This is a genomic window from Pseudomonas sp. Z8(2022) (assembly GCF_025837155.1).
Classification (GTDB): domain Bacteria; phylum Pseudomonadota; class Gammaproteobacteria; order Pseudomonadales; family Pseudomonadaceae; genus Aquipseudomonas.
In genome coordinates this window covers 2,533,082-2,555,279 of the sequence record NZ_CP107549.1, presented here as the reverse complement: position 1 = coordinate 2,555,279, position 22,198 = coordinate 2,533,082, and the positions used below count along the sequence as shown (strand labels likewise).

Sequence of the window (22,198 nt, the reverse complement as noted above, 5' to 3'; positions counted from 1 at the left end):
TCGAACTCCCGCTCGGGTTGGGCTCAGATACTGAAGCCTAGGCGCTCGCGCCAGCGATTCTCCAGCGTCTCGGTATCGTGGTCCTTGGGGTGGAAACCGGGACGATAGTAGTCCAGATAGGGACCGATCAGCCTGGTGAGGAAGCCGTTGCGCAGGCCGAAGAGTTTCCGTAGGCCGAAGCCCCAGCTGCGCCAGTTGAGCAGTTGGCCGTCCTTGCGCAGCAGATGGATCTGAAACCAGCCGATCACCCCGAGAAAGATCACGGTGGTCAGCAGCATGACCAGCGTACGGGTGAAGTATCCGCCGTAGACTTGCTGGTACACGTCGTAGCACACCGCCTTGTGCTCGTTCTCCTCGATGGCATGCCACATCCACAGCTGATACAGCTTCGGGTCATTCATCTGCGTGGTGAGGTCTTCACGCTCGAGCAACTGCGCGGCCATGGTTGCGGTGAAATGTTCCAGTGCGCAGGTGGCTGCCAGGCGGTGCTTTCTGCTGCTGAAACGGGTCACCCACTCCAGCAGCACCTTGACGCGCAGCTCCAGGCGCTCCAGATCGATGCCGTGCTGATTGGCGTAATCGTTGTAAGCGGCGTGCTCCTTGGAGTGCATGGCTTCCTGGCCGATGAATGCGCTGATGTCTTTCTTCAGCTGCGGTTCGCTGACCTGATCACGCACTGCACGCACGCTGTCGACGAAGAATTTTTCGCCGTAGGGGAACAGTGATGACAGGTTGTTCATGAAATGGCTCATGAACGGATCGTCATGGAACCAGTATTTCGGGGTTTCGCTGAAGCTGAAGTCCATACGGCGAACCGGGAAGCTGGATTTCGGCTGGGGCAGGGTGGCACTGGCGCTCATCGTTCGAGTCCTCTCGTGGAGTTGGCGCCCCGGTCGCTGCGGATCTCTGCGGGCCAACGATGTAACTGAACGATGTAACTATCGGACGTGGCGGCGTCTTGCGCCGCCAACTTAAGGCGGGTGATGAATCAGAGGGGGGGCTCCACCCCCGCAATGGCGCTTGTTTCAGGGCTTGCGTCGCAGTTCGGCGATTTCCGTACGCAGTGCCCTGAGTTCGTCGAGTATCGCCTGATCGCGCGCCGCCTTTGCCTGCTCCTCGGCGCTGGGTTCCTGAGCGTCCTGCATGGCGTTGACGATCACCGCGATGAACAGGTTGAGCATCATGAACGTGGCGACCAGCACGTAGGGGATGAAGAACACCCAGGCGTACGGATACACCTCCATGATCGGTCGCACGGTGCCGCTCGACCAGCTGTCCAGGGTCATCATCTGGAACAGCGAATAGAGGCTGGCGCTCAGACTGCCGAACCATTCGGGGAAGCGTTCACCGAACAGTTGTGTGGCCATTACCGCGGCAACGTAGAAAATCAGGCCCATCAGCATGATGATGCTGCCCATGCCCGGCAACGAGGCGAGCAGCGCATGCACCACCCTGCGCATGCTGGGGTTGATCGATACCAGACGCAGCACGCGCAGAACCCGCAATGCGCGTAGTACGGCAAAGGGGCCGTTGGCCGGCACCAGGGCGATGGCAATGACGATGCAGTCGAACAGGGCCCATGGATCGCGCACAAGCGCGACACCGCGGGCCGCGAAGCGCAGTGTCAGTTCCACGACGAAACAGGCGAGGATGGCGGCGTCCAGTGGCAGCAGCAGCCAGCCCCATTGGTCGACGGTTTCCTTCGAGGTCAGCAGACCGAGAATGGCCGCGTTGACCAGAATCAGCGTGGTAACCAGACGCTGTACGGCCTTGCCGTCCATGATCCGCGCCAGGTGCTGGCGCCAGTCGGCACGGGATGGGGTCAAATCGAGTTCAGGCATGAAGGTATCGCTGGAGATCGATGCAATGGCCCGGCGGCAGCCGGGCCAGGAGCGTTCAGCGGTCGTCTAGCGCGAAGGCGGTGAGGCTGAAAACCGGGATCTGGGCATCCTGCAGTTTCTGTGAGCCGCCCAGCTCCGGCAGGTCGATGATGGCGGCGGCCTCGAAGACCGTGGCGCGCATGCGGCGTACCAGGTTGGCTGCGGCGATCAGGGTGCCGCCGGTGGCGATCAGGTCATCGAAGATCAGCACCGAGTCGCCTTCGCAGAGGCTGTCGCTGTGGACTTCGAGGAAGGCCTCGCCGTACTCGGTCTGATAGGCCTCGCTGAGCACGTCGGCCGGCAGCTTGCCCTGCTTGCGGAACAGCACCAGAGGTTTGTTCAGTTCATAGGCGATGATCGAGCCGATCAGAAAGCCGCGGGCATCCATGGCGCCGATATGGCTGAAATCGGCCTCGACGTAACGCTGGATGAAACTGTCGGCAACCATGCGCAGGGCGCGCGGCGACTGGAACAGCGGGGTGATGTCGCGAAAGATCACGCCCGGCTTGGGGAAGTCCGGTACCGGGCGGATCAGGGTCTTGATGCTGAATTCGTCAAAGATCATCGTGGGGTCCTAAATGCGTCGAGCCCGCGAATACCTGCGAACTCAAACGTCGAGATTGCCTCCGGCCAGGGCACATAGCTCGATCGGATCGAGAATATGTACTTCCTTGCCTTCGGCTTCGAGCAGCTTGTTCTGTTGGAAGCGGGTAAATACGCGAGACACGGTCTCTACTGCAAGCCCCAAGTAGTTACCAATTTCGTTGCGTGACATGGCCAGGCGGAACTGATTGGCCGAAAAACCACGGGCGCGGAAGCGGGCGGAGAGGTTGACCAGGAAGGTGGCGATGCGCTCGTCGGCGGTCTTCTTGGACAGCAACAGCATCATCTGCTGATCGTCGCGAATCTCGCGGCTCATGATGCGCATCAGCTGACGGCGCAGTTGCGGCAGCTGCAGCGCCAGGTCATCGAGGCGCTCGAAGGGGATTTCACATACCGAGGTGGTTTCCAGAGCCTGCGCCGATACCGGGTAGCGTTCGCCGTCGACGCCGGACAGGCCGACCAGCTCGCTGGGTAGGTGGAAGCCGGTGATCTGCTCTTCACCGCCGTCGCTCAGGCTGAAGGTTTTCAGCGCGCCGGAGCGCACGGCGAACACGGAGCCGAAGGCGTCGCCCTGGCGGAAAAGGAACTCGCCTTTCTTCAGCGGACGGCCGCGCTTGACGATTTCGTCCAGAGCGTCCATGTCTTCCATGTTCAGGGAGAGGGGCAGGCACAAGGCAGCCAGGCTGCAATCCTTGCAATGGGCTTGGTGCTGCGAGCGCAGCTTGATGCTCTCGGACATCGTCGGGCTTCCCGGATATACACGCAATGGATGTAAGGGTACCGCAGGGCAGGCATGGCGACCAGCCATATGCTGACTGACCGGGTGCTCAAGTTTGCACGTGCGCCGCCGATGCAGACGATGGAACGATAGTCCAAAGCAGGGAGCAGCAGCGCTATGCGCATAACATCGACCGGGCCGTTGAACCATCTTGCCCTGGGTGTGCAGCGACAATTCACCGCAGTCGAGCGCAGCCCGGAAGAAGTACGCGAAGGGTTGCGCGTGAGCTTGTCCGAAATCGGCAAGAGCATGTCTGCCAGGTCCGACAAGAACCGGGACATCGACGACAGCGATCTGCCTCAGGCGATCAAGGACCTGCTCAAGATGATCCGCGAGTTGCGCGCGCAGATCGCCGAGAAGCAGACGCAGATCGACGCGATCATGAGCGATCGGAGTCTCGATGAGGAAACCAGGCGCCTGAAGCTGGAAGCACTGCAGAGCGAACTGGCTTCGCTCAACAGTGCGCTGACGGCGGCCAACGCCAATCTGATCAAGCTGATGCGCGAGAACGATCTCTCGGATGCTCAGATGCAGACGGCCGCGACGCTGGCGATGGGCTAAGGCGTTTACCCGTGGCGGGCATATCCGCCACGGGGCCGAGTTGCCTGTTCAGATCACTCGGGAGAAGCGCTGGCGCACCTGATCGTTGAGATAGCGATCGAACAGCATGCACAGCGAGCGCACCAGCAGACGTCCTGCCGGGCGCACCTCGATCCGCTCTGTAGTCAGCTCGATCAGACCATCGCGGTGGAGCTGCTCCAGCTCCGGCCAGAGCGCCGCGAAGTAATCGCGGAATATCACGCCATACGCCTGTTCGATGTCGGCGAAGTCCAGTTCGAAGTGGCAGATCAGTTGCTGAATCACGGCGCGACGCAAGCGGTCGTCTGCATTGCAGTGCAGGCCGCGGCGGGTTGCCAGCTGGCCATTGCCGAGGCTCTGCTGATAGCTGGCGATGTCGCTGTCGTTCTGGCTGTACAGATCACCGATCTGGCTGATGGCGGAGACGCCCAGGCCAATCAGGTCGCAATGGCCGTGGGTGGTGTAGCCCTGGAAGTTGCGTTGCAGGGTGCCTTCTTCCTGGGCGATGGCCAGCTCGTCATCGGGCAGGGCGAAGTGGTCCATGCCGATATAGCGATAACCGGCACGTGTCAGTTGTTCGATGCTGTTCTGCAGCATGACCAGCTTGTCCGCCGGGCTCGGCAGGTCGTCGGCACTGATGCGCCGTTGCGGCATGAAACGCTCGGGCAGGTGCGCGTAATTGAACAGCGAAAGCCGGTCCGGCTGCAGGGCGATCACTTCCGCCACGGTGCGGGCGAAGCGTTCGGGCGTCTGCTTGGGCAGTCCGTAGATCAGGTCGATGTTCACCGAGCGGAACTGCAGGGTGCGCGCCGCCTCGATGATGGCGCGGGTTTCCTCCAGAGTCTGCAGGCGATTGACCGCACGCTGTACCTCGGGGTCGAGATCCTGCACGCCAAGGCTGACGCGGTTGAAGCCCAGTTCGCGCAGCAGGCCCATGGTCGACCAGTCGGCCTCGCGCGGGTCGATCTCGATGCTGTAGTCACCGGAGTCGTCATCCAGCAGGTTGAAGTGCTGGCGCAGGTGCTGCATCAGGCGACGCAGTTCGTCGTGGCTGAGAAAGGTCGGCGTACCGCCGCCGAAGTGCAGCTGTTCGATTGGCTGGGTCTTGTCGACGTAGCGACTGACCATCTCGATTTCCCGCTCGAGCTTTTCCAGATAGGGCAGGGCGCGACCGCGATCCTTGGTGATCACCTTGTTGCAGGCGCAGTAGTAGCAAATGTGCGCGCAGAACGGGATGTGCACGTACAGCGATAGCGGACGGCCGGCCTTGCGACTATCGCGCAGCGCATGCAGCAGGTCGAAAGGGCCGATATCGTCGTGGAACTGCACGGCGGTCGGGTAAGAGGTGTAGCGCGGGCCGGCGAGATCGTAGCGGCGGATCAGGTCGGCATCCCACTGGATGGCGTCTTGCATGGAAAATAATCCTGGACAGGCTTTGCGGGCAGTCTAGGGATGCCGGAACGGAGCGACCTTGACTTGCATCAAGGGCGAGTAGGACGCGCTTCGGTGGCCTGGCCCGGATGTTGATGCGGAAAACCCGGGCTGAGGTTTGCCGCTGCCGTCAATGCCCCATCAGCCAGTGCTGGTGCGGGCCGGGCAGGGTCCAGATGCCGAACAGGATCACCAGCAGGCCGCCGGCCATGCGCACGCCGCGTTTGCGCAGCAGGGCGGTAATGCGTTCTGCAGCCAGTCCCGTGGCCAGCAGTACCGGCCAGGTACCCAGGCCGAAGGCCAGCATCAGCAGGGCGCTGTCCACGGCATTGCCCTGGCTGGAAGCCCACAGCAGCGTGCTGTAGACCAGACCGCATGGCAGCCAGCCCCATAGCCCGCCCAGCACCATTGCCTTTGGAATGCTCGTGACCGGCATAAAACGCCGCGTCAGCGGCTGGATATGCCGCCACAGGCCGCGCCCCAGGGCCTCGATGCGCGTCAGGCCACTCCACCAGCCGGCCAGATACAGGCCCATGGAGATCAGCAGCAGCGCCGCCAGCGTGCGCATGACCACTTCGGCCTTGCTGCCCGCAACGGCCCAGCCAGCCAGGCCAAGAAGCAGGCCGGCAAGGCTGTAACTGAGAATACGGCCGAGGTTGTAGGCCAGTAGCAGTTGCAGGCGTCTGCCGCGTTGTTCCGGTGGGATCGCCAGGGTCAGCGCGCCCATCAGGCCGCCGCACATGCCGAGGCAGTGGCCGCCGCCGAGCAGACCGAGGATCAGCGCCGACACCAGCAGCGGTGCCAGTTCAAGCATCGGGCTTGTCCTGCCTGTTAGGCTCCTCGGCCTGTTCGATGCCGGCCTTGTGCAGCGGATCTTCGTCGTCGAACAGAATGCTGTGCGCCGGCCCGTCCAGGTCGTCGTACTGACCGCTGTCCACGGCCCAGAAGAACAGCCAGATAGCGAAACCGACCAGGCCGATGGCGACGGGGATCAGGATATAGAGGGCGGACATGCGGTCTCCGGGTATGGGGCAGGGGGGCGGGCGAATCCTAGGCTTCCGCGCGATCCGCTCGCGACGGTGGGCAGCTTACCGGCTCAGGCGCAATGCGTTGAGCACCACCAGCAGCGAGCTGAGCGACATGCCCACGGCCGCCCAGATCGGCGTGATCCAGCCCAGGGCGGCGAAGGGCAGCACCAGACCATTGTACAGCGTCGCCCAGGCCAGGTTTTCGATGATGATACGCCGTGTACGCCTGGCCAGCCTCAGACCATCGACCAGGCTGCCCAGGCGGTTCGACAGCAGTACCGCGTCGGCGCTGGTTTTCGCCAGGTCGGACGCCGAACCCATGGCCACGCTGATATCGGCGGCGGCCAGTACCGGTACGTCGTTGACGCCGTCGCCGAGCATCAGCACGCGACGACCTTCGCCATGCAACTGCTTGAGCACTGCCAGTTTGGCATCCGGGGTCAGGCCGCCACGAGCATCGTCGATGCCTAACTGGCGCGCGACTTCGCTCACCATGGGCGAGCTGTCGCCGGACAGCAGGTGGATATGCCAGCCGCGGGCCCGCGCAGCGGCGACCAGATCCGGAGCGTCCTCGCGCAGACGGTCGTCGAGGACGAACCAGGCCAGCGGTCCCTGTTCATCGCCCAGCAGCAGCCACTGGCCGTTCTCGCCGGCAATCGGTGGTACGGGTTGGCCGCTCAGAGCGCAGACGAAACTGGCTTCGCCGATGCGTAGCAGGCGTCCGTCGACGCTGCCCTGCAGACCCTGGCCCGGATGGCTGTCGACCGATTCCGCTGCGCGCGGCGCCTGGCTGAAGGCGCGGGCAATCGGGTGTTCCGAGCGGTTCTCCAGCGCGGCGGCCAGCGCCAGGCAGGCGCCTTCGTCGAGATCGCGCAGGGGATGGATGGCCTTGAGCGTCAGGCGCCCCTCGGTCAGTGTCCCGGTCTTGTCGAGCACCAGAGTGTCGATCTGGTTCAGGCCTTCGAGCACATGGCCGCGGGTCAGCAGCATGCCCAGTTTGTGCAGGCTGCCGGTAGCGGTGGTCAGTGCCGTCGGCGTGGCCAGGGCCAGAGCGCACGGGCAGGTGGCCACGAGCAGGGCGAGTACTACCCAGAAGGCGCGGCTGGAATCGATTCCCCACCAGACGACGCCGACCACGGCAGCGGAGACCAGGATGAACAGCAGAAACCACTGCGAAACGCGGTCGGCGATTTCCGCCAGGCGTGGTTTCTCGCTCTGCGCCCGCTCCAGCAGACGCACGATGGCAGACAGGCGAGTGGCATCACCCAGCGCCTGCACTTCGACGGTCAGCGGGCCTTCGACGTTCAGCGTTCCGGCAGTGACTCCGTCGCCGACACCACGTGCCAGAGGCAGGTACTCCCCGGTCAGCAGCGATTCGTCCACGCTGGACTGGCCGGCGACGATGCACCCGTCGGCCGGAATCAGCGAGCCGGGTTGCACCAGCACGCGTTCACCGACACGCAGTTCGCTGAGCAGGATGCGCTGGCTCTGGCCGTCGGCTTCCAGACGCAGGCAGGACGCCGGCAGCAACTGCACCAGTTGTGCGGTCGCCGCCGCCGTGCGTTCGCGGGCGCGTCGTTCCAGATAGCGTCCGGCGAGCAGGAACAGGGCGAACATGCCCACGGCGTCGAAGTACAGCTCGCCCTGACCGGTGATGGTCGACCAGATGCCTGCCACGTAGGCACCGCCGATGGCCAGCGACACCGACACGTCCATGGTCAGGTGGCGGGTGCGCAGGTCGCGCAGCGCGCCACGGAAGAACTGACCGCAGCAGTAGAAGACGATGGGGGTGGTGAGGAACAGGCTGGTCCAGCGCAGGATCTTGTCCAGTTCCGGCGACAGGTCGATGTTGAATTCCGGCCAGGTGGCCATGGTCGCCATCATCACCTGCATCCACAGCAGGCCGGCCACACCCAGTTCGCGCATGCGCCGGCGGTTTTCCGCAGCCAGGCGCTCAGCGGCTTCGTCGGCGCGCCAGGGATGGGCGGCGTAGCCGATACGGCGCAGTTCGGCGAGCAGCTTGCTCAAGGGAATTCGGCTATCCTGCCAGCGCACCTGCAAGCGGTGGTTGGACAGGTTCAGGTGTGCTTCGGCCACTCCGGGCACGCCGCGCAGGTGCTTCTCGATCAGCCAGCCGCAGGCCGCACAACTGATGCCCTCGATCAGCAGCTGGGTTTCGCTCAGCTCGCCTTCATGCTGGACGAAAGGCTGCTGTACATCGCTGCGATCGTACAGTGCCAGCTCGTCAGGCAGAGCCTGCGGCAGGGCTTGCGGGTTGGCGGAGTTTTCGCTGCGATGGCTGTAGTAATGCTCCAGCCCCCCGGCGACGATGGCTTCGGCCACGGCCTGGCAGCCGGGGCAGCACATTTCGCGGGTCTGGCCGAGAACCTCGGCGCGGAAGTGGCTGCCGGCAGGCACCGGCAGGCCACAGTGGTAGCAGGGGGTAGGGGCGGGCATCGGCTGGGTCAGTAGGAGGGATTGTCGCCGATCAGGATGGTCTGGCCATCGGCGATGTTCTCTTCCTCGAAAAGACGCCAGTTCTGGCTGCCTTCCTGGCCGAGCAGTTCGACGAAACGACGACCACTGACCTGATCGACCATCTGGCCGCGATAGTTGCCGTCTACGCCCGGCTGCAGGATGACGCGGCGATCGCGTTCCGGCTGGGTCGGCGAGATCAGGTTGAGGACGATCTGCTGCGGCTTGCTGTTGCCTTGCAGTGCCAGGGTGGCGACGCCGGTGGTGTTGTCGAGCACCAGTTCGCCGTGCAGTTGCAGGCGCTCGGCCAGCTTCTCGCGCTCCAGCGACTGGTTGATGCCCTTGCCGACGTCGTAGTAGTCGTCGGAGATCAGGCCCGGCGGGTTCTTCGAGGCCAGCGTGAGCAGTGCCACGCCCTGCACTACGGAGTAGCCGAGCAGGGCAATGATGAACCAGGGCCAGAACTGCTTGTACCAGGGTTTTACCGGCGAAGGTGCTTGTTCGGACATGCTCTTTCCGTTGTCAGCGGACGCTGGGGCCGATGAAGCGGCTGTCGGCGTCGGTCTTGATACTGGGGTCATCCACGGATTGTACGTGGAAGATGATGTTGTTGGCGCTCGAGGGCAGCTTCTCCGGTGCTATGGAAAGCTCGACGGGGAAGGAGTACACCTCACCGGCCAGCGCCCGCACTTCGTTCTTGCCTTCGTAGACCAGACCGTCGAGGCCGTCGGCGGTGATCACGTACGTCATGTCGCGCTGCGACTTGTTCATGATCTTCAGGGTGTAGACGTTCTCGATATGGCCGCGCTCGTTCTCGCGGAACAGCACACGGTCCTTGAGCACATCCAGCCCCACCAGCGGGCGATTGGCCACGGCCCAGCCGAACAGGCTGATCATGGCGATCAGCGCGACAGCGTATCCGATCAGGCGCGGGCGCAGCAGCCGAGTCTTCTGCCCGGACAGGTTGTGTTCAGTGGTGTAGCTGATCAGCCCTTTCGGGTAGTTCATCTTCTCCATGATGTCGTCGCAGGCGTCGATGCACGCGGCGCAGCCGATGCACTCGACCTGCAGGCCGTCACGGATATCGATGCCGGTGGGGCAGACCTGCACGCACATCTTGCAGTCGATGCAGTCGCCGAGGCCCTGGGCCTTGTAGTCGGCGTCCTTCTTGCGCGGGCCACGCTTCTCGCCGCGACGCGGATCGTAGGAAACGATCAGGGTGTCCTGGTCGAACATCACGCTCTGGAAGCGGGCGTAGGGGCACATGTAGATGCACACCTGTTCGCGCAGGTAGCCGGCGTTGCCGTAGGTGGCCAGGGTGAAGAAGCCGATCCAGAAGTAGGCCCAGCCGCTGGCTTCACCGGTGAAGATCTCGACCACCAGGTCGCGAATCGGTGTGAAGTAGCCGACGAAGGTGATGGCGGTCAGCAGTGAAACGCCGATCCAGATGCTGTGCTTGGCCGCCTTGCGTACGAACTTGTTGCCGCTCATGGGCTGCTTGTCCAGCTTCATGCGCTGGTTGCGGTCGCCTTCGGTGACCTTTTCCGCCCACATGAACACCCAGGTGAATACGCTCTGCGGACAGGTGTAGCCGCACCAGACGCGGCCGGCGAACACGGTGATCAGGAACAGGCCGAAGGCGCAGATGATCAGCAGCCAGGAGAGCAGCATGAAGTCCTGCGGCCAGTAGGTGGCGCCGAAAATGTTGAACTTGCGTTCCGGCAGGTTCCACCACACGGCCTGGCGACCGTCCCAATTCAGCCAGACGGTGCCGAAGAAGAGCAGGAACAGCACAGCGCCGCCAACGCGGCGAAGGTTGCGGTACAGACCGGTGAATGCACGGGTGTAGATCTTCTCGCGGCTGGCGTAGAGATCGACGCTGGCAGTCTTGGCAGAGGAGGGAGGGGTGACGTCCTGGACGGGAATCTTTTCGCTCATCAATGCATACCAAAGCGGTTGGTTGGCAGCCCGGGCCGATGCGTGCCGGTCAGGGTCGTTTCACGGTGTCTATATGGTACGCCTGAAAGACAACGCCCGGGTGCGACGAGCAGTCGCGACCCGGGCGTTCATTGACCCTTGTCAAAAGAGTCGATCAGCGCTTACTGCTCTTGTGCCTTGTGCGACAGGCTGTACACGTAGGCAGCCAGCAGGTGCACCTTGTCGTTGCCGAGGAATTCTTCCTGGGCAGGCATGTTGCCGTGACGACCGTAGCGGATGGTCTGCTGCAGTTGCGCGTAGCTGCTGCCGTAGATGAACGCTGCCGGGTTGGTCAGGTTCGGTGCGCCCATGGCAGGGGTGCCCTTGCCGTCAGCGCCGTGGCAGGCGAAGCAGGTACCGGCGAAGACCTTCTGGCCCGCTTCGATATCGGCTTCCGCGTCTTCCGGCAGTTCACGGCCAGCCAGTTGGGTCAGCACGTAGGCGGCTACGTTGCGTACGCCGTCTTCGCCAATGGCCGGGCCCTGAGCCGGCATGGCGCCCTGGCGACCCTTGAGGATGGTGGTCTTGATGGTTTCCGGCTCGCCACCCCAACGCCATTCGGTGTCGGTCAGGTTGGGGAAGCCGTAGCTGCCCTTGGCATCGGAACCGTGGCAGACCGAGCAGTTGGAAGCGAACAGGCGGCCACCCATTTTCAGGGCCTGCTCGTCCTTGGCCACTTCCTCGATCGGCATGGCGGCGTACTTGGCGAACAGCGGGCCGTATTGCTCATCGGCGCGCGCCATTTCCTTTTCCCACTGATGCACGCCGGTCCAGCCTGCGTGACGCATGGAGCCGTCAGCGATCTGTACGCCGGCAGCGAAAGGCGTCTGCTTTTCGTTGTCGACATAGTCGTAGCCCGGCAGCAGGCCTTTGAAGTTACCCAGGCCCGGGTACAGGGCGAGGTAGCCGAGGGCGAAGACGATGGTGGCGACGAACAGCATGAACCACCACTTCGGCAGCGGGTTGTCATACTCCTCGATGCCGTCGAAGCTGTGGCCGACGGTTTCTTCGGTGGTTTCCTGGCGCTGACCCTTGCGAGTGCCGAAGATCAGCCAGGTCAGGGCGAAGATGGTGCCCAGAGACAGAATGGTTACGTACCAACTCCAGAACGTGGTCATTGGTTATTGCTCCTGGAAGAGTCCTGATCGCGCTTGGACTCGGGCTTGGGATCGTCAGCGAAGGGCAGGTTGGCAGCTTCGTCGAAGCTCGACTTGCGCTTGCTGCTGTAAGCCCAGAGCACTACGCCGATGAAGGCGATGAAAACCACCGCCGTGCCGATGCCGCGAATCATCCCGATGTCCATAGCGTCTTACCGTTTGTTCTTGATGGAAGTGCCGAGAACCTGCAGGTACGCGACCAGCGCGTCCATTTCGGTATTGCCCTTCACGGCATCGCGGGCACCGGCGATATCTTCGTCGGTGTAGGGGATGCCGAAGCCACGCATGACTTCCATCTTCTTGGCGGTGTCGCGACCGTCGAGCTTGTTCTCCACCAGCCAGGGGTAGGCGGGCATCTTCGACTCAGGCACGACGTTGCGCGGGTTGTACAGGTGGGCGCGATGCCACTCGTCCGAGTAACGGCCGCCGACGCGGGCCAGGTCCGGGCCGGTACGCTTGGAACCCCACAGGAAGGGGTGATCCCAGACGCTTTCGCCAGCGACGGAGTAGTGGCCGTAACGCTCGGTTTCGGCGCGGAACGGGCGGATCATCTGCGAGTGGCAGCCGACGCAGCCCTCGCGGATGTAGATATCGCGACCTTCCAGTTGCATGGCGGTGTAGGGCTTGAGGCCTTCCACCGGCTCATTGGTGACGTCCTGGAAGAACAGCGGGACGATCTGGGTCAGGCCACCGATGCTGACGGCAATCACCATCAGCAGCGCCATCAGGCCGATATTCTTCTCGATGATTTCGTGTTTCATCAGTGAGCTACTCCGGCGGGAATCTGCGCAGCCGCTTCGTATTCAGCCGGCTTGGCGGCACGCACGGTGCGGTAGGTGTTGTAAGCCATCAGCAGCATGCCGGTGACGAAGAAGGCGCCGCCGATCATGCGCACGACAAAGCCTGCATGGCTGGCTTCCAGCGCTTCGACGAAGGAGTAGGTGAGGGTGCCGTCTTCGTTGACCGCGCGCCACATCAGGCCCTGGGTGATGCCGTTGACCCACATCGAGGCGATGTACAGCACGGTACCGATGGTCGCCAGCCAGAAGTGGGTGTTGATCAGGCCGATGCTGTGCATCTGCTCGCGGCCGAACACCTTCGGAATCAGGTGATACAGCGAGCCAATGGAGATCATCGCTACCCAGCCGAGGGCACCGGCGTGTACGTGGCCGATGGTCCAGTCGGTGTAGTGGGACAGGGCGTTGACCGTCTTGATGGCCATCATCGGACCTTCGAAGGTGGACATGCCGTAGAACGCCAGCGATACCACCAAAAAGCGCAGGATCGGGTCGGTGCGCAGCTTATGCCAGGCGCCGGACAGGCTCATCATGCCGTTGATCATGCCACCCCAGCTCGGCGCCAGGAGAATGACGGACATGGCCATGCCGAGGGACTGTGCCCAGTCCGGCAGAGCGGTGTAGTGCAGGTGGTGCGGACCGGCCCAGATGTACAGGGTGATCAGCGCCCAGAAATGCACGATGGACAGGCGATACGAGTAGATCGGACGCTCGGCCTGCTTGGGTACGAAGTAGTACATCATCCCCAGGAAGCCGGTGGTCAGGAAGAAGCCCACGGCGTTATGGCCGTACCACCACTGGATCATCGCATCGGTAGCACCGGCATAGGCCGAGTACGACTTGAACAGGGTCACCGGAACGGCAGCGCTGTTGACGATGTGCAGCATCGCGGTGACCAGAATGAAGGCACCGAAGAACCAGTTGCCCACATAGATGTGCTTGGTCTTGCGCTTGACGATGGTGCCGAAGAACACCACGAGATAGGTGATCCAGACGAGACCCAGAAGGATATCGATCGGCCACTCCAGCTCGGCGTATTCCTTGGTGCTGGTGTAACCCAGCGGCAGGGTGATCACCGCCAGAACGATGACTGCTTGCCAGCCCCAGAAGGTAAAGGCAGCCAGACCGTCGGAGATCAGGCGCGTCTGGCAGGTGCGCTGGACCACGTAGTACGAGGTCGCGAACAGTGCGCATCCGCCGAAGGCGAAGATCACCGCGTTGGTGTGCAGCGGGCGCAGACGGCCGAAGCTAGTCCACGGCAGGCCCAGGTTGAGTTCTGGCCACACGAGTTGTGCGGCGATGAACACGCCTAGACCCATCCCAATGACCCCCCAGATCACCGTCATAATGGCGAACTGGCGGACCACCTTATAGTTATAAGCAGTCTGACTGATTGCTGTGCTCATGCTAGGGGTTCCACGGTTAATGGAGTTTTATGGGGCAAAAATCGGCGGCAAGTATGGAGAAAGCAGGTAGCCATTGCAACGCAACATGCCGACGCGAATAGGGTTTCAGAGGCCTTTACGAGGTTTGCGAGGTGGCCTCGGGAGACACTCTGGCAGCTTTTGGCGCAACCAGTTTGCGCAGCGCTGAGAAAGGATCGCCTTGGAGTTGTGACAAATGGCGACTGAAAGGCAGCTTAGCCCAGGTCAAGGAAATTGCAGGGCTATTGGTCGGCAGGTGCGACACTGGGTCGCATACATATAAGGAGGGACCGGCGACCGTGAATCGGTCGCCGGTGAGGCGGGAGGTTACTTGGTGTCGCCCTGGCTCAGCTTGAGCACGTAGGCGGCCAGCAGGTGAGCCTTGTCGTTGCCGAGGAAATCGCCCTGAGCCGGCATGTTGCCGCTGCGACCATAACGGATGGTCTGTTGCAGTTGCGCGAAGCTGCTGCCGTAGATGAATGCGCTCGGCTGAGTCAGATTCGGCGCGCCCATCGCCGGCATGCCGGTGCCGGCCGGGGTGTGGCAGGCGGAGCACAGGGTGGCGAAGATCTGCTTGCCGGCGTCGATGTCAGCCTCGGTGCCTTCCGGCAGCTCGCGGCCAGCCAGCTCGGTGAGGACGTAGGCAGCGACGTTACGTACGCCATCTTCGCCGATCATCGGGCCTTGTGCCGGCATTACGCCGATACGGCCATGCATGATGGTGGTCTTGATGGTCTCCGGCTCGCCGCCCCAGCGCCAGCTGCTGTCGGCCAGGTTGGGGAAGCCGTAGCTGCCCTTGGCATCGGAGCCGTGGCAAACCGAGCAGTTGGAGGCGAACAGGCGACCGCCCATTTTCAGCGCGCGCTCGTCCTTCGCCACTTCCTCGATCGGCATGGCGGCGTATTTGGCGAAGATCGGACCGTACAGTTCATCGGCACGATCCATTTCGCGCTGCCACTGGTTGACCTGGGTCCAGCCATCGTCATAGCCCGGCAGCAGGCCCTTGAAGTTGCCCAGGCCCGGGTAGAGCAGCAGGTAGCCAACGGAAAACACCAGGGTGCCGACGAACAGCATGAACCACCACTTCGGCAGTGGGTTGTCATACTCCTCGATGCCGTCGAAGGCGTGGCCCATGGTCTGCTCGGTCGGGTTCTTGTGCACTTCGCTCTTGCGGGTGGCGAAGATCAGCCAGAACAGCGCAACCAGCGAACCCACGGTCAGCAGGGTGATGTACCAGCTCCAGAAGGTGGTCATGCTTGGATCCTCGAAACGGCGGGCTTTTGCTCATCGGCGAAGGGCAGGTTGGCCGCTTCGGCGAAGGCGTCGCGGCGTTTGCCGCTGTAGGCCCAGAGGGTGACGGCGGTGAAGGCGATCAGAACCAGCGCGGTGCCTAGGCCGCGCAGGGTGCCGATATCGATAAGCTCGAACATGGCGCTCACCTCTTGTTCTTCACGGCGGTGCCGAGCACCTGCAGGTAGGCGACCAGGGCGTCCATCTCGCTCTTGCCCTTGACTGCCTCGCCAGCGCCGGCGATGTCCTCGTCGTTGTAGGGCACGCCCAGAGTGCGCAGAGCGCTCATCTTCTTGGCGGTGTCCTTGCCGTCGAGGCTCTGCTCCACCAGCCAGGGGTAGGCGGGCATGATCGACTCCGGCACGACGTTGCGCGGGTTGTACAGGTGGGCGCGATGCCACTCGTCCGAGTAGCGGCCGCCGACGCGGGCCAGGTCCGGGCCGGTACGCTTGGAACCCCACAGGAAGGGGTGATCCCAGACGCTTTCGCCAGCGACGGAGTAGTGGCCGTAACGCTCGGTCTCGGCACGGAACGGGCGGACCATCTGCGAATGGCAGCCGACGCAGCCTTCGCGGATGTAGATGTCGCGGCCTTCCAGCTGCAGCGCGGTGTAGGGCTTCATGCCTTCCACCGGCTCATTGGTGACGTCCTGGAAGAACAGCGGGACGATCTGGGTCAGGCCGCCGATGCTGACCGCGAGGATCATCACCAGGGCCATCAGGCCGATATTCTTCTCGAGAATCTCGTGTTTCATCAGTGGGCTCCTTCTACCGAGAACTGCGCAGCGGCTTCCATCTCGGTCGATTTGGCGCTACGTACGGTCAGCCAGACGTTCCAGGCCATCAGCAGCATGCCGGCGAAGAAGATCGCGCCGCCGATCACCCGCACCACGAAGCCGACATGGCTGGCTTCCAGCGCTTCGACGAAGGAGTAGGTGAGGGTGCCGTCTTCGTTGACTGCGCGCCACATCAGGCCCTGGGTGATGCCGTTGACCCACATCGAGGCGATGTACAGCACGGTACCGATGGTCGCCAGCCAGAAGTGGCCGTTGATCAGGCCGATGCTGTGCATCTGCTCGCGGCCGAACACCTTCGGAATCAGGTGATACAGCGAGCCGATGGACACCATGGCGACCCAGCCGAGGGCACCGGCGTGTACGTGGCCGATGGTCCAGTCGGTGTAGTGGGACAGGGCGTTGACGGTCTTGATGGCCATCATCGGGCCTTCGAAGGTCGACATGCCGTAGAAGGCCAGGGACACCACCAGAAAGCGCAGGATCGGGTCGGTGCGCAGTTTGTGCCAGGCCCCGGAGAGGGTCATCATGCCGTTGATCATGCCACCCCAGCTCGGTGCCAGGAGGATCAGCGACATCACCATGCCCAGGCTCTGTGCCCAGTCCGGCAGGGCGGTGTAGTGCAGGTGGTGCGGGCCGGCCCAGATGTACACCGCGATCAGCGCCCAGAAGTGGACGATGGACAGGCGGTAGGAGTAGACCGGGCGACCGGCCTGCTTGGGTACGAAGTAGTACATCATCCCCAGGAAGCCGGCGGTCAGGAAGAAGCCCACGGCGTTGTGGCCGTACCACCACTGGATCATGGCGTCGGTCGCGCCCGCATACAGCGAGTAGGACTTGGTCAGGGTGACCGGGATTTCCAGGTTGTTGACCACGTGCAGGATGGCCACGGTGAGGATGAACCCGCCGAAGAACCAGTTACCCACGTAGATGTGGCTGACCTTGCGCTGCATCACCGTACCGAAGAAGACGATGGCGTAGGACACCCAGACGATGGTGATCAGGATGTCGATCGGCCATTCCAGTTCGGCGTATTCCTTGGAGCTGGTCCAGCCCAGCGGCAGGCTGATGGCCGCGAGCAGGATCACCAGTTGCCAGCCCCAGAAGGTGAAGGCAGCCAGTTTGGGCGCGAACAGGGGAGTTTGGCTGGTGCGCTGTACCGCATAGTAGCTGGTGGCGAACAGGGCGCAGCCGCCAAAGGCGAAGATCACCGCATTGGTGTGCAGGGGGCGGAGCCGGCCGAAGCTGGTCCACGGAAGGTTCAAGTTAAGTTCGGGCCAGGCCAGCTGGGCAGCGATGAATACGCCGAGTCCCATGCCGACGATGCCCCAAACCACCGTCATAATGGCGAACTGGCGAACCACCCTGTAGTTGTAGGCGGAACGGGTTGTTGTGTTCATGTCTGGGCTTCCATCCACGGTTATGGCAGAGCGGCCGATAACCGTGGCGCCGCAGGCATGAGCAGGCCACGAACACCACGGATATCGACGCGAGGCAAGCATGAGCAAAGGGCCATCTGGGTTTATTGACGCCGGTCAATGTGAGTCGGGACTACCCTGGCTGTGGGACGATGCGCCGCAGGGGGCAGAGGCGACCCTGATCCTGGCGCATGGCGCAGGCGCGCCGATGGACAGCCCGTTCATGCAGCACATGGCTCAGGGCCTTGCGGCACGCGGCGTGCGGGTGGTGCGTTTCGAGTTCGCCTATATGGCGCAGCGGCGGCTGGACGGGCGCAAACGGCCGCCAAACCCACAGGCACAACTGCTGCAGCAATGGCGTGACGTCTATGCCCAGGTGCGCCAACGGGTCGCAGGGCCGCTGGCGATCGGCGGCAAATCCATGGGCGGGCGCATGGCCAGCCTGCTGGCCGACGAACTGGGCGCCTCTGCGCTGATCTGCCTGGGCTATCCGTTCTACGCAGCCGGCAAGCCGGAAAAACCACGAGTCGTCCATATGGCCGAGCTGCGCACGCCGACCCTGATCATTCAGGGGGAGCGTGACGCGCTGGGCAATCGTCAGGCCGTCGCTGGCTACGATCTGTCACCGGCCATCGAAGTGCACTGGCTGCAAGCCGCGGATCACGATCTCAAGCCGCTCAAGGCGTCCGGCTTCAGCCATACGCAACACCTCGATAGCGCAGTTCAGATCATCGCCGAGCGTCTGCGGCCAGACTGACCGGGCTGGGCGTTTTTCGCTGCCTATATCGGCCAGTCGCCTGCGCCAGGCGTGGCGCCTTGTGCCACGCAATGGGGCGGAGCCTCATGAGGCAAACATCTCTCATGCGCCATGATGGTGCGCGGTCTTCTAATGGGTTGTTTAACTGTTTGAAATTTAAGGATTAATGGTGCTGGCTCGGGCCTTGCAGAAGAGGCTGCAAGTCCGGGTGACAAGGAGTACGGCATGGCCCGCACCTTTTATGATGAGATGTATGACGCGAGCGGCGCAATCCGTCCGCACTACCGCGAATTTGCCCGCTGGCTGGCAGATACGCCGGACGATCTGCTGGCCCAGCGCCGACGGGAAGCCGACCTGCTGTTCCACCGCGCCGGCATCACCTTCACCCTCTATGGGGATGACCAGGGCACCGAACGCCTGATTCCCTTCGACATCATCCCGCGCGCCATTCCGGCCAGCGAATGGCGCATCGTCGAGCGCGGCTGCATCCAGCGCGTACAGGCGCTGAACATGTTCCTCGCCGACCTCTATCACGGCCAGCGTATTCTCAAGGCCGGCATCATCCCCGCCGAACAGGTGCTGGCCAACGAGGGCTATCAGATGGCCATGCAGGGCCTGGACCTGCACCGCGATATCTATGCGCATATCGCCGGGGTCGACCTGGTGCGTGATGGCGACGGCAGCTATTACGTGCTGGAAGACAACCTGCGCACACCCAGCGGCGTCAGCTACATGCTCGAAGACCGCAAGATGATGATGCGCCTGTTCCCGGAACTGTTCGCCGCGCAGCGCGTGGCCCCGGTGGATCATTACCCGGACCTGCTGCTCGACGCGTTGAAAAGCTCCAGCCCGCTGGACAACCCCACGGTGGTGGTGCTGACGCCGGGTCGCTTCAACAGTGCCTACTTCGAGCACGCCTTCCTCGCCCGCGAGATGGGCGTCGAGCTGGTGGAGGGCGCCGACCTGTTCGTGCGCGACGACAAGGTCTACATGCGCACCACCGCCGGTGCGCGTCAGGTGGATGTGATCTACCGCCGCCTCGACGACGCCTTCCTCGATCCGCTGGCCTTCAACCCGGAGTCCATGCTCGGCGTCGCCGGCCTGCTGTCGGCCTATCGCTCGCGCAACGTGGTGCTGGCAAACGCCATCGGCACCGGCGTGGCCGACGACAAGTCGATCTACCCCTATGTCGGCGACATGATCCGCTTTTACCTCGACGAGGAACCGATCCTCAAGAACGTGCCGACCTGGCAGTGCCGCAAGCCGGAGGAGCTGTCCCACGTGCTGGCCAACCTGTCCGAGCTGGTGGTCAAGGAAACCCAGGGTTCCGGCGGCTACGGCATGCTGGTCGGTCCGTCTGCGAGCAAGGCCGAGATCGAGGCCTTCCGCGAACGCCTCAAGGCCCGCCCGGAGGCCTACATCGCCCAGCCGACGCTGAGCCTGTCGACCTGCCCGACCTTCGTCGAGCGCGGCATCGCCCCGCGTCATATCGACCTGCGCCCGTTCGTCCTGACAGGCCGTGAAACCCGTCTGGTACCTGGCGGCCTGACGCGTGTGGCACTGCGTGAAGGTTCGCTGGTAGTCAACTCGTCGCAAGGCGGCGGTACCAAGGACACCTGGGTGGTGGAGGACTGAATATGCTTTCGAGAACCGCCGCCGATCTGTACTGGATGTCGCGCTACCTGGAGCGTGCCGAGAACCTGGCACGCATGCTCGACGTCAGCTATTCGCTGTCGCTGATGCCGCAGGACGGCCGTGGTGATGGCCTCGATGAACTGGCCATGCCGCTGCTGATAACCGGCACCCTGGATGATTATCTGGAGCGCCACGGCCCCCTGCATGCCGAGCGCATGCTGTATTTCTTCGCCCTCGATGCGAGCAACCCGGGCAGCATCTACTGCTGCCTGCAGGCTGCGCGCAGCAATGCCCATGCGGTACGCGGGCGGATCACCGCGGACATGTGGGAGAACATCAACGCCACCTGGCTGGAAATGCGCGGCATCGCCGAACAGGGCCTGGGCCGTTACGGCATCAGCCGTTTCTGCGAGTGGGTCAAGGAGCGTTCGCACCTGTTTCGTGGCGCGACCTTCGGCACCATCATGCGCGGCGAGGCCTATCGCTTCATCCGTCTCGGCACCTTCATCGAGCGTGCCGACAACACCCTGCGCCTGCTCGACGCGCGCTACGAAATGCTCGGTGAGGAGATCGACGAGCTGGAGGAGCGCACCGCGCGCAGCTACTACCAGTGGAGCGCACTGTTGCGTGCGCTGTCCTCGTTCGAGGCATTCGCGGAGATCTACCGGGGCTCGCCTCGTACGCGCAAGGTCGCGGAGTTGCTGCTGCTGCGCCCGGAAGTGCCGCGTTCGCTGCGCGCCTGCATGGAAGAACTCAATCTGATGCTCGCCGGCCTGCCCGGCGAGAACGGTCGCCCGGCACAGCGCCTGGCCGCCGAGCTGGGTGCTCGCCTGCGTTACACCAGCATCGACGAAGTGCTGGATGAAGGCCTGCACGCCTGGCTCACCGACTTCATCCTGCTGGTGCGCCAGTTGGGCAACACCATCCATACGTCCTATCTGGAGGTCGCATGAGACTCTCGATCAGCCATGACACCACCTACCGTTACGATGATCAGGTGCGCGCGAGCATCCAGTACCTGCGCCTGACCCCGCACGACAGCGAGCGTCAGCAGGTGCTCAGCTGGCAACTCGACCTGCCGCGCCCGGTGCATGCCCAGCTCGACCCTTATGGCAACATCCTGCACGTGCTGACCCTGGATGAGCCGCACGAGTCCATCGTCATTGGCGCCCGTGGCCAGGTTGATATCGACGAAACCTGCGAGGCCGAGCACGAGCGCCAGTCAGCGCTGCCGTTTCTGCGCTTCACACGCCTGACCCAGGCTGACGATGCCATCCGCGAGTTCGCCAGGCAGCAGAGCAGGGCCCGCACGGATCGGACCGGGCTGATCGACCTGATGCATGCGCTCAACGCCCATATCGCCTACCAGCCCGGCGCCACCGAAGTGGACACCAGCGCTGCCGAGGCATTCGCCGGTCGGCGTGGCGTCTGTCAGGATCACACCCATGCCTTTCTCGCCTGCGCGCGCAGCCTGGGCGTGCCGGCGCGCTACGTATCGGGTTACCTCTATACCGATGACGCCGAGCACCTGGCCAGTCATGCCTGGGCCGAAGCGTGGCTGGGCGACGCCTGGTACAGCTTCGATGTGACCAACTGCCTGGCCCGCCCGGAACGGCACCTGAAGCTGGCGGTCGGCCTGGATTATCTGGATGCCTGTCCGGTGCGCGGCATGCGCCGTGGTGGCGGCTGCGAGCAGATGCACGCCCAGGTGCAGGTCGCTCCATTGCTGCAGGTACGGCAGCAGTAAGGAAGGGGCTTCGCCCGTCAGCTCAGGCTTTGCCCTCAGCCCTCATCGCGGGCCAGTGATTGGCATGCTCGTCGAAGCCGGCGCGATAGGGGCTGCCGACACAGAAGCGGTGACCGCTGGGTGCCTGCATCACTACCCAGGTTTCCTTGCGGGTTACGATCGTGGCACCGAGGCCTTCCAGGCGCGCCACTTCGTCGGTGATCGAATCGGTATCGATGTCCAGATGAGCGCGGGCTTCATGCTCCACTCGCTGAATGATCACCTGCACTTCTCCCTCGGGAGTCCGCAGCTGGATGAAGGGGCTGTCGCCGTCGAGTTTTTCCGGCAGCGGATAGCCTAGCGCCTGACTCCAGAATCGGGCTTCTGCCAGCAAGTCGCCCGAGTTGCAATCGATGACGATGTTGCCCAGTCTGCTGCGGTGCATGCTGA

General features: G+C 63.2%; 24 protein-coding genes. 5 read left to right on the top strand and 19 right to left on the bottom strand.

Annotation, left to right across the window (positions count from 1 at the left end; genetic code table 11):
- Positions 1 to 23 precede the first annotated feature (23 nt).
- The 4 genes from OEG79_RS12130 to fnr all read right to left on the bottom strand — a co-directional run bounded on the left by OEG79_RS12130 (position 24) and on the right by fnr (position 3,222).
- Entirely contained in the window at positions 24 to 860 is an 837-nt protein-coding gene (locus tag OEG79_RS12130) for a metal-dependent hydrolase (protein ID WP_264145267.1), read from the bottom strand.
- Between the two features lie 165 nt (positions 861 to 1,025).
- A complete protein-coding gene (locus OEG79_RS12125; RefSeq protein WP_264145266.1) occupies positions 1,026 to 1,841 on the bottom strand; it encodes an ion transporter in 816 nt (271 codons plus the stop codon).
- Between the two features lie 55 nt (positions 1,842 to 1,896).
- The gene (locus OEG79_RS12120; RefSeq protein WP_264145265.1) at positions 1,897 to 2,445 is read right to left on the bottom strand and encodes an adenine phosphoribosyltransferase; all 549 of its coding nucleotides are present in this window, start codon (positions 2,443 to 2,445) and stop codon (positions 1,897 to 1,899) included.
- Between the two features lie 42 nt (positions 2,446 to 2,487).
- Positions 2,488 to 3,222 (bottom strand): fumarate/nitrate reduction transcriptional regulator Fnr, encoded by a 735-nt coding sequence (fnr, locus tag OEG79_RS12115; protein ID WP_264145264.1) that lies wholly within the window; start codon positions 3,220 to 3,222, stop codon positions 2,488 to 2,490.
- Positions 3,223 to 3,378: 156 nt separating this feature from the next.
- On the opposite strand from fnr, the gene OEG79_RS12110 reads away from it, so the two are divergent.
- Positions 3,379 to 3,822, top strand: coding sequence for a hypothetical protein (locus OEG79_RS12110; RefSeq protein ID WP_264145263.1), 444 nt, complete (start codon positions 3,379 to 3,381; stop codon positions 3,820 to 3,822).
- A 48-nt stretch (positions 3,823 to 3,870) separates the two neighbouring features.
- Here the strand turns inward: OEG79_RS12110 and hemN are convergent, their stop codons facing one another.
- The 14 genes from hemN to ccoN (OEG79_RS12040) form a co-directional block, all read right to left on the bottom strand.
- On the bottom strand, positions 3,871 to 5,253 hold the full coding sequence (hemN, locus tag OEG79_RS12105; RefSeq protein WP_264145262.1) for an oxygen-independent coproporphyrinogen III oxidase: 1,383 nt from the start codon (positions 5,251 to 5,253) through the stop codon (positions 3,871 to 3,873).
- 148 nt (positions 5,254 to 5,401) lie between these two features.
- Entirely contained in the window at positions 5,402 to 6,085 is a 684-nt protein-coding gene (locus OEG79_RS12100) for a sulfite exporter TauE/SafE family protein (RefSeq protein ID WP_264145261.1), read from the bottom strand.
- Positions 6,078 to 6,284 carry a cbb3-type cytochrome oxidase assembly protein CcoS gene (ccoS, locus tag OEG79_RS12095; protein WP_264145260.1) on the bottom strand — a complete coding sequence of 69 codons (207 nt, stop codon included), beginning with the start codon at positions 6,282 to 6,284 and terminating at the stop codon, positions 6,078 to 6,080. The genes OEG79_RS12100 and ccoS overlap by 8 nt, the downstream gene beginning before the upstream one ends.
- Before the next feature lie 75 nt (positions 6,285 to 6,359).
- Entirely contained in the window at positions 6,360 to 8,756 is a 2,397-nt protein-coding gene (locus tag OEG79_RS12090) for a heavy metal translocating P-type ATPase (protein WP_264145259.1), read from the bottom strand.
- A gap of 8 nt (positions 8,757 to 8,764) precedes the next feature.
- A complete protein-coding gene (locus tag OEG79_RS12085; protein WP_264145258.1) occupies positions 8,765 to 9,283 on the bottom strand; it encodes a FixH family protein in 519 nt (172 codons plus the stop codon).
- Positions 9,284 to 9,296: 13 nt separating this feature from the next.
- Positions 9,297 to 10,712, bottom strand: coding sequence for a cytochrome c oxidase accessory protein CcoG (ccoG, locus tag OEG79_RS12080; protein ID WP_264145257.1), 1,416 nt, complete (start codon positions 10,710 to 10,712; stop codon positions 9,297 to 9,299).
- A gap of 161 nt (positions 10,713 to 10,873) precedes the next feature.
- Positions 10,874 to 11,869 carry a cytochrome-c oxidase, cbb3-type subunit III gene (gene ccoP, locus OEG79_RS12075; RefSeq protein WP_264145256.1) on the bottom strand — a complete coding sequence of 332 codons (996 nt, stop codon included), beginning with the start codon at positions 11,867 to 11,869 and terminating at the stop codon, positions 10,874 to 10,876.
- On the bottom strand, positions 11,866 to 12,054 hold the full coding sequence (locus tag OEG79_RS12070) for a CcoQ/FixQ family Cbb3-type cytochrome c oxidase assembly chaperone (protein WP_017677205.1): 189 nt from the start codon (positions 12,052 to 12,054) through the stop codon (positions 11,866 to 11,868). Before OEG79_RS12070 ends, ccoP (OEG79_RS12075) begins: the two co-directional genes overlap by 4 nt.
- 6 nt (positions 12,055 to 12,060) lie before the next feature.
- Entirely contained in the window at positions 12,061 to 12,669 is a 609-nt protein-coding gene (gene ccoO, locus OEG79_RS12065) for a cytochrome-c oxidase, cbb3-type subunit II (RefSeq protein WP_013715226.1), read from the bottom strand.
- A complete protein-coding gene (gene ccoN, locus OEG79_RS12060) occupies positions 12,669 to 14,111 on the bottom strand; it encodes a cytochrome-c oxidase, cbb3-type subunit I (protein WP_264145255.1) in 1,443 nt (480 codons plus the stop codon). The genes ccoO (OEG79_RS12065) and ccoN (OEG79_RS12060) overlap by 1 nt, the downstream gene beginning before the upstream one ends.
- 345 nt (positions 14,112 to 14,456) lie before the next feature.
- Entirely contained in the window at positions 14,457 to 15,383 is a 927-nt protein-coding gene (gene ccoP / locus OEG79_RS12055; protein WP_264145254.1) for a cytochrome-c oxidase, cbb3-type subunit III, read from the bottom strand.
- Positions 15,380 to 15,559, bottom strand: a complete 180-nt coding sequence (locus OEG79_RS12050) for a cbb3-type cytochrome oxidase subunit 3 (protein WP_264145253.1) — start codon at positions 15,557 to 15,559, stop codon at positions 15,380 to 15,382. The genes ccoP (OEG79_RS12055) and OEG79_RS12050 overlap by 4 nt, the downstream gene beginning before the upstream one ends.
- A 5-nt stretch (positions 15,560 to 15,564) precedes the next feature.
- Positions 15,565 to 16,173 (bottom strand): cytochrome-c oxidase, cbb3-type subunit II, encoded by a 609-nt coding sequence (ccoO, locus tag OEG79_RS12045; protein WP_264145252.1) that lies wholly within the window; start codon positions 16,171 to 16,173, stop codon positions 15,565 to 15,567.
- The gene (gene ccoN / locus OEG79_RS12040) at positions 16,173 to 17,612 is read right to left on the bottom strand and encodes a cytochrome-c oxidase, cbb3-type subunit I (RefSeq protein ID WP_264145251.1); all 1,440 of its coding nucleotides are present in this window, start codon (positions 17,610 to 17,612) and stop codon (positions 16,173 to 16,175) included. Before ccoN (OEG79_RS12040) ends, ccoO (OEG79_RS12045) begins: the two co-directional genes overlap by 1 nt.
- A gap of 100 nt (positions 17,613 to 17,712) precedes the next feature.
- Between ccoN (OEG79_RS12040) and OEG79_RS12035 the strand changes: the two genes are divergently transcribed.
- The 4 genes from OEG79_RS12035 to OEG79_RS12020 all read left to right on the top strand — a co-directional run bounded on the left by OEG79_RS12035 (position 17,713) and on the right by OEG79_RS12020 (position 21,769).
- Complete coding sequence (locus tag OEG79_RS12035; protein ID WP_264145250.1) at positions 17,713 to 18,387, top strand: alpha/beta family hydrolase; 675 nt, start codon at positions 17,713 to 17,715, stop codon at positions 18,385 to 18,387.
- Positions 18,388 to 18,612: 225 nt separating this feature from the next.
- Positions 18,613 to 20,022 (top strand): circularly permuted type 2 ATP-grasp protein, encoded by a 1,410-nt coding sequence (locus OEG79_RS12030; protein ID WP_264145249.1) that lies wholly within the window; start codon positions 18,613 to 18,615, stop codon positions 20,020 to 20,022.
- Between the two features lie 2 nt (positions 20,023 to 20,024).
- Complete coding sequence (locus OEG79_RS12025; RefSeq protein ID WP_264145248.1) at positions 20,025 to 20,975, top strand: alpha-E domain-containing protein; 951 nt, start codon at positions 20,025 to 20,027, stop codon at positions 20,973 to 20,975.
- Positions 20,972 to 21,769: a transglutaminase family protein gene (locus OEG79_RS12020; RefSeq protein WP_264145247.1), complete on the top strand. Its 798-nt coding sequence runs from the start codon at positions 20,972 to 20,974 to the stop codon at positions 21,767 to 21,769. Before OEG79_RS12025 ends, OEG79_RS12020 begins: the two co-directional genes overlap by 4 nt.
- Before the next feature lie 22 nt (positions 21,770 to 21,791).
- Here the strand turns inward: OEG79_RS12020 and OEG79_RS12015 are convergent, their stop codons facing one another.
- Positions 21,792 to 22,193, bottom strand: coding sequence for a VOC family protein (locus tag OEG79_RS12015; RefSeq protein ID WP_264145246.1), 402 nt, complete (start codon positions 22,191 to 22,193; stop codon positions 21,792 to 21,794).
- Between the last annotated feature and the right edge of the window lie 5 nt (positions 22,194 to 22,198).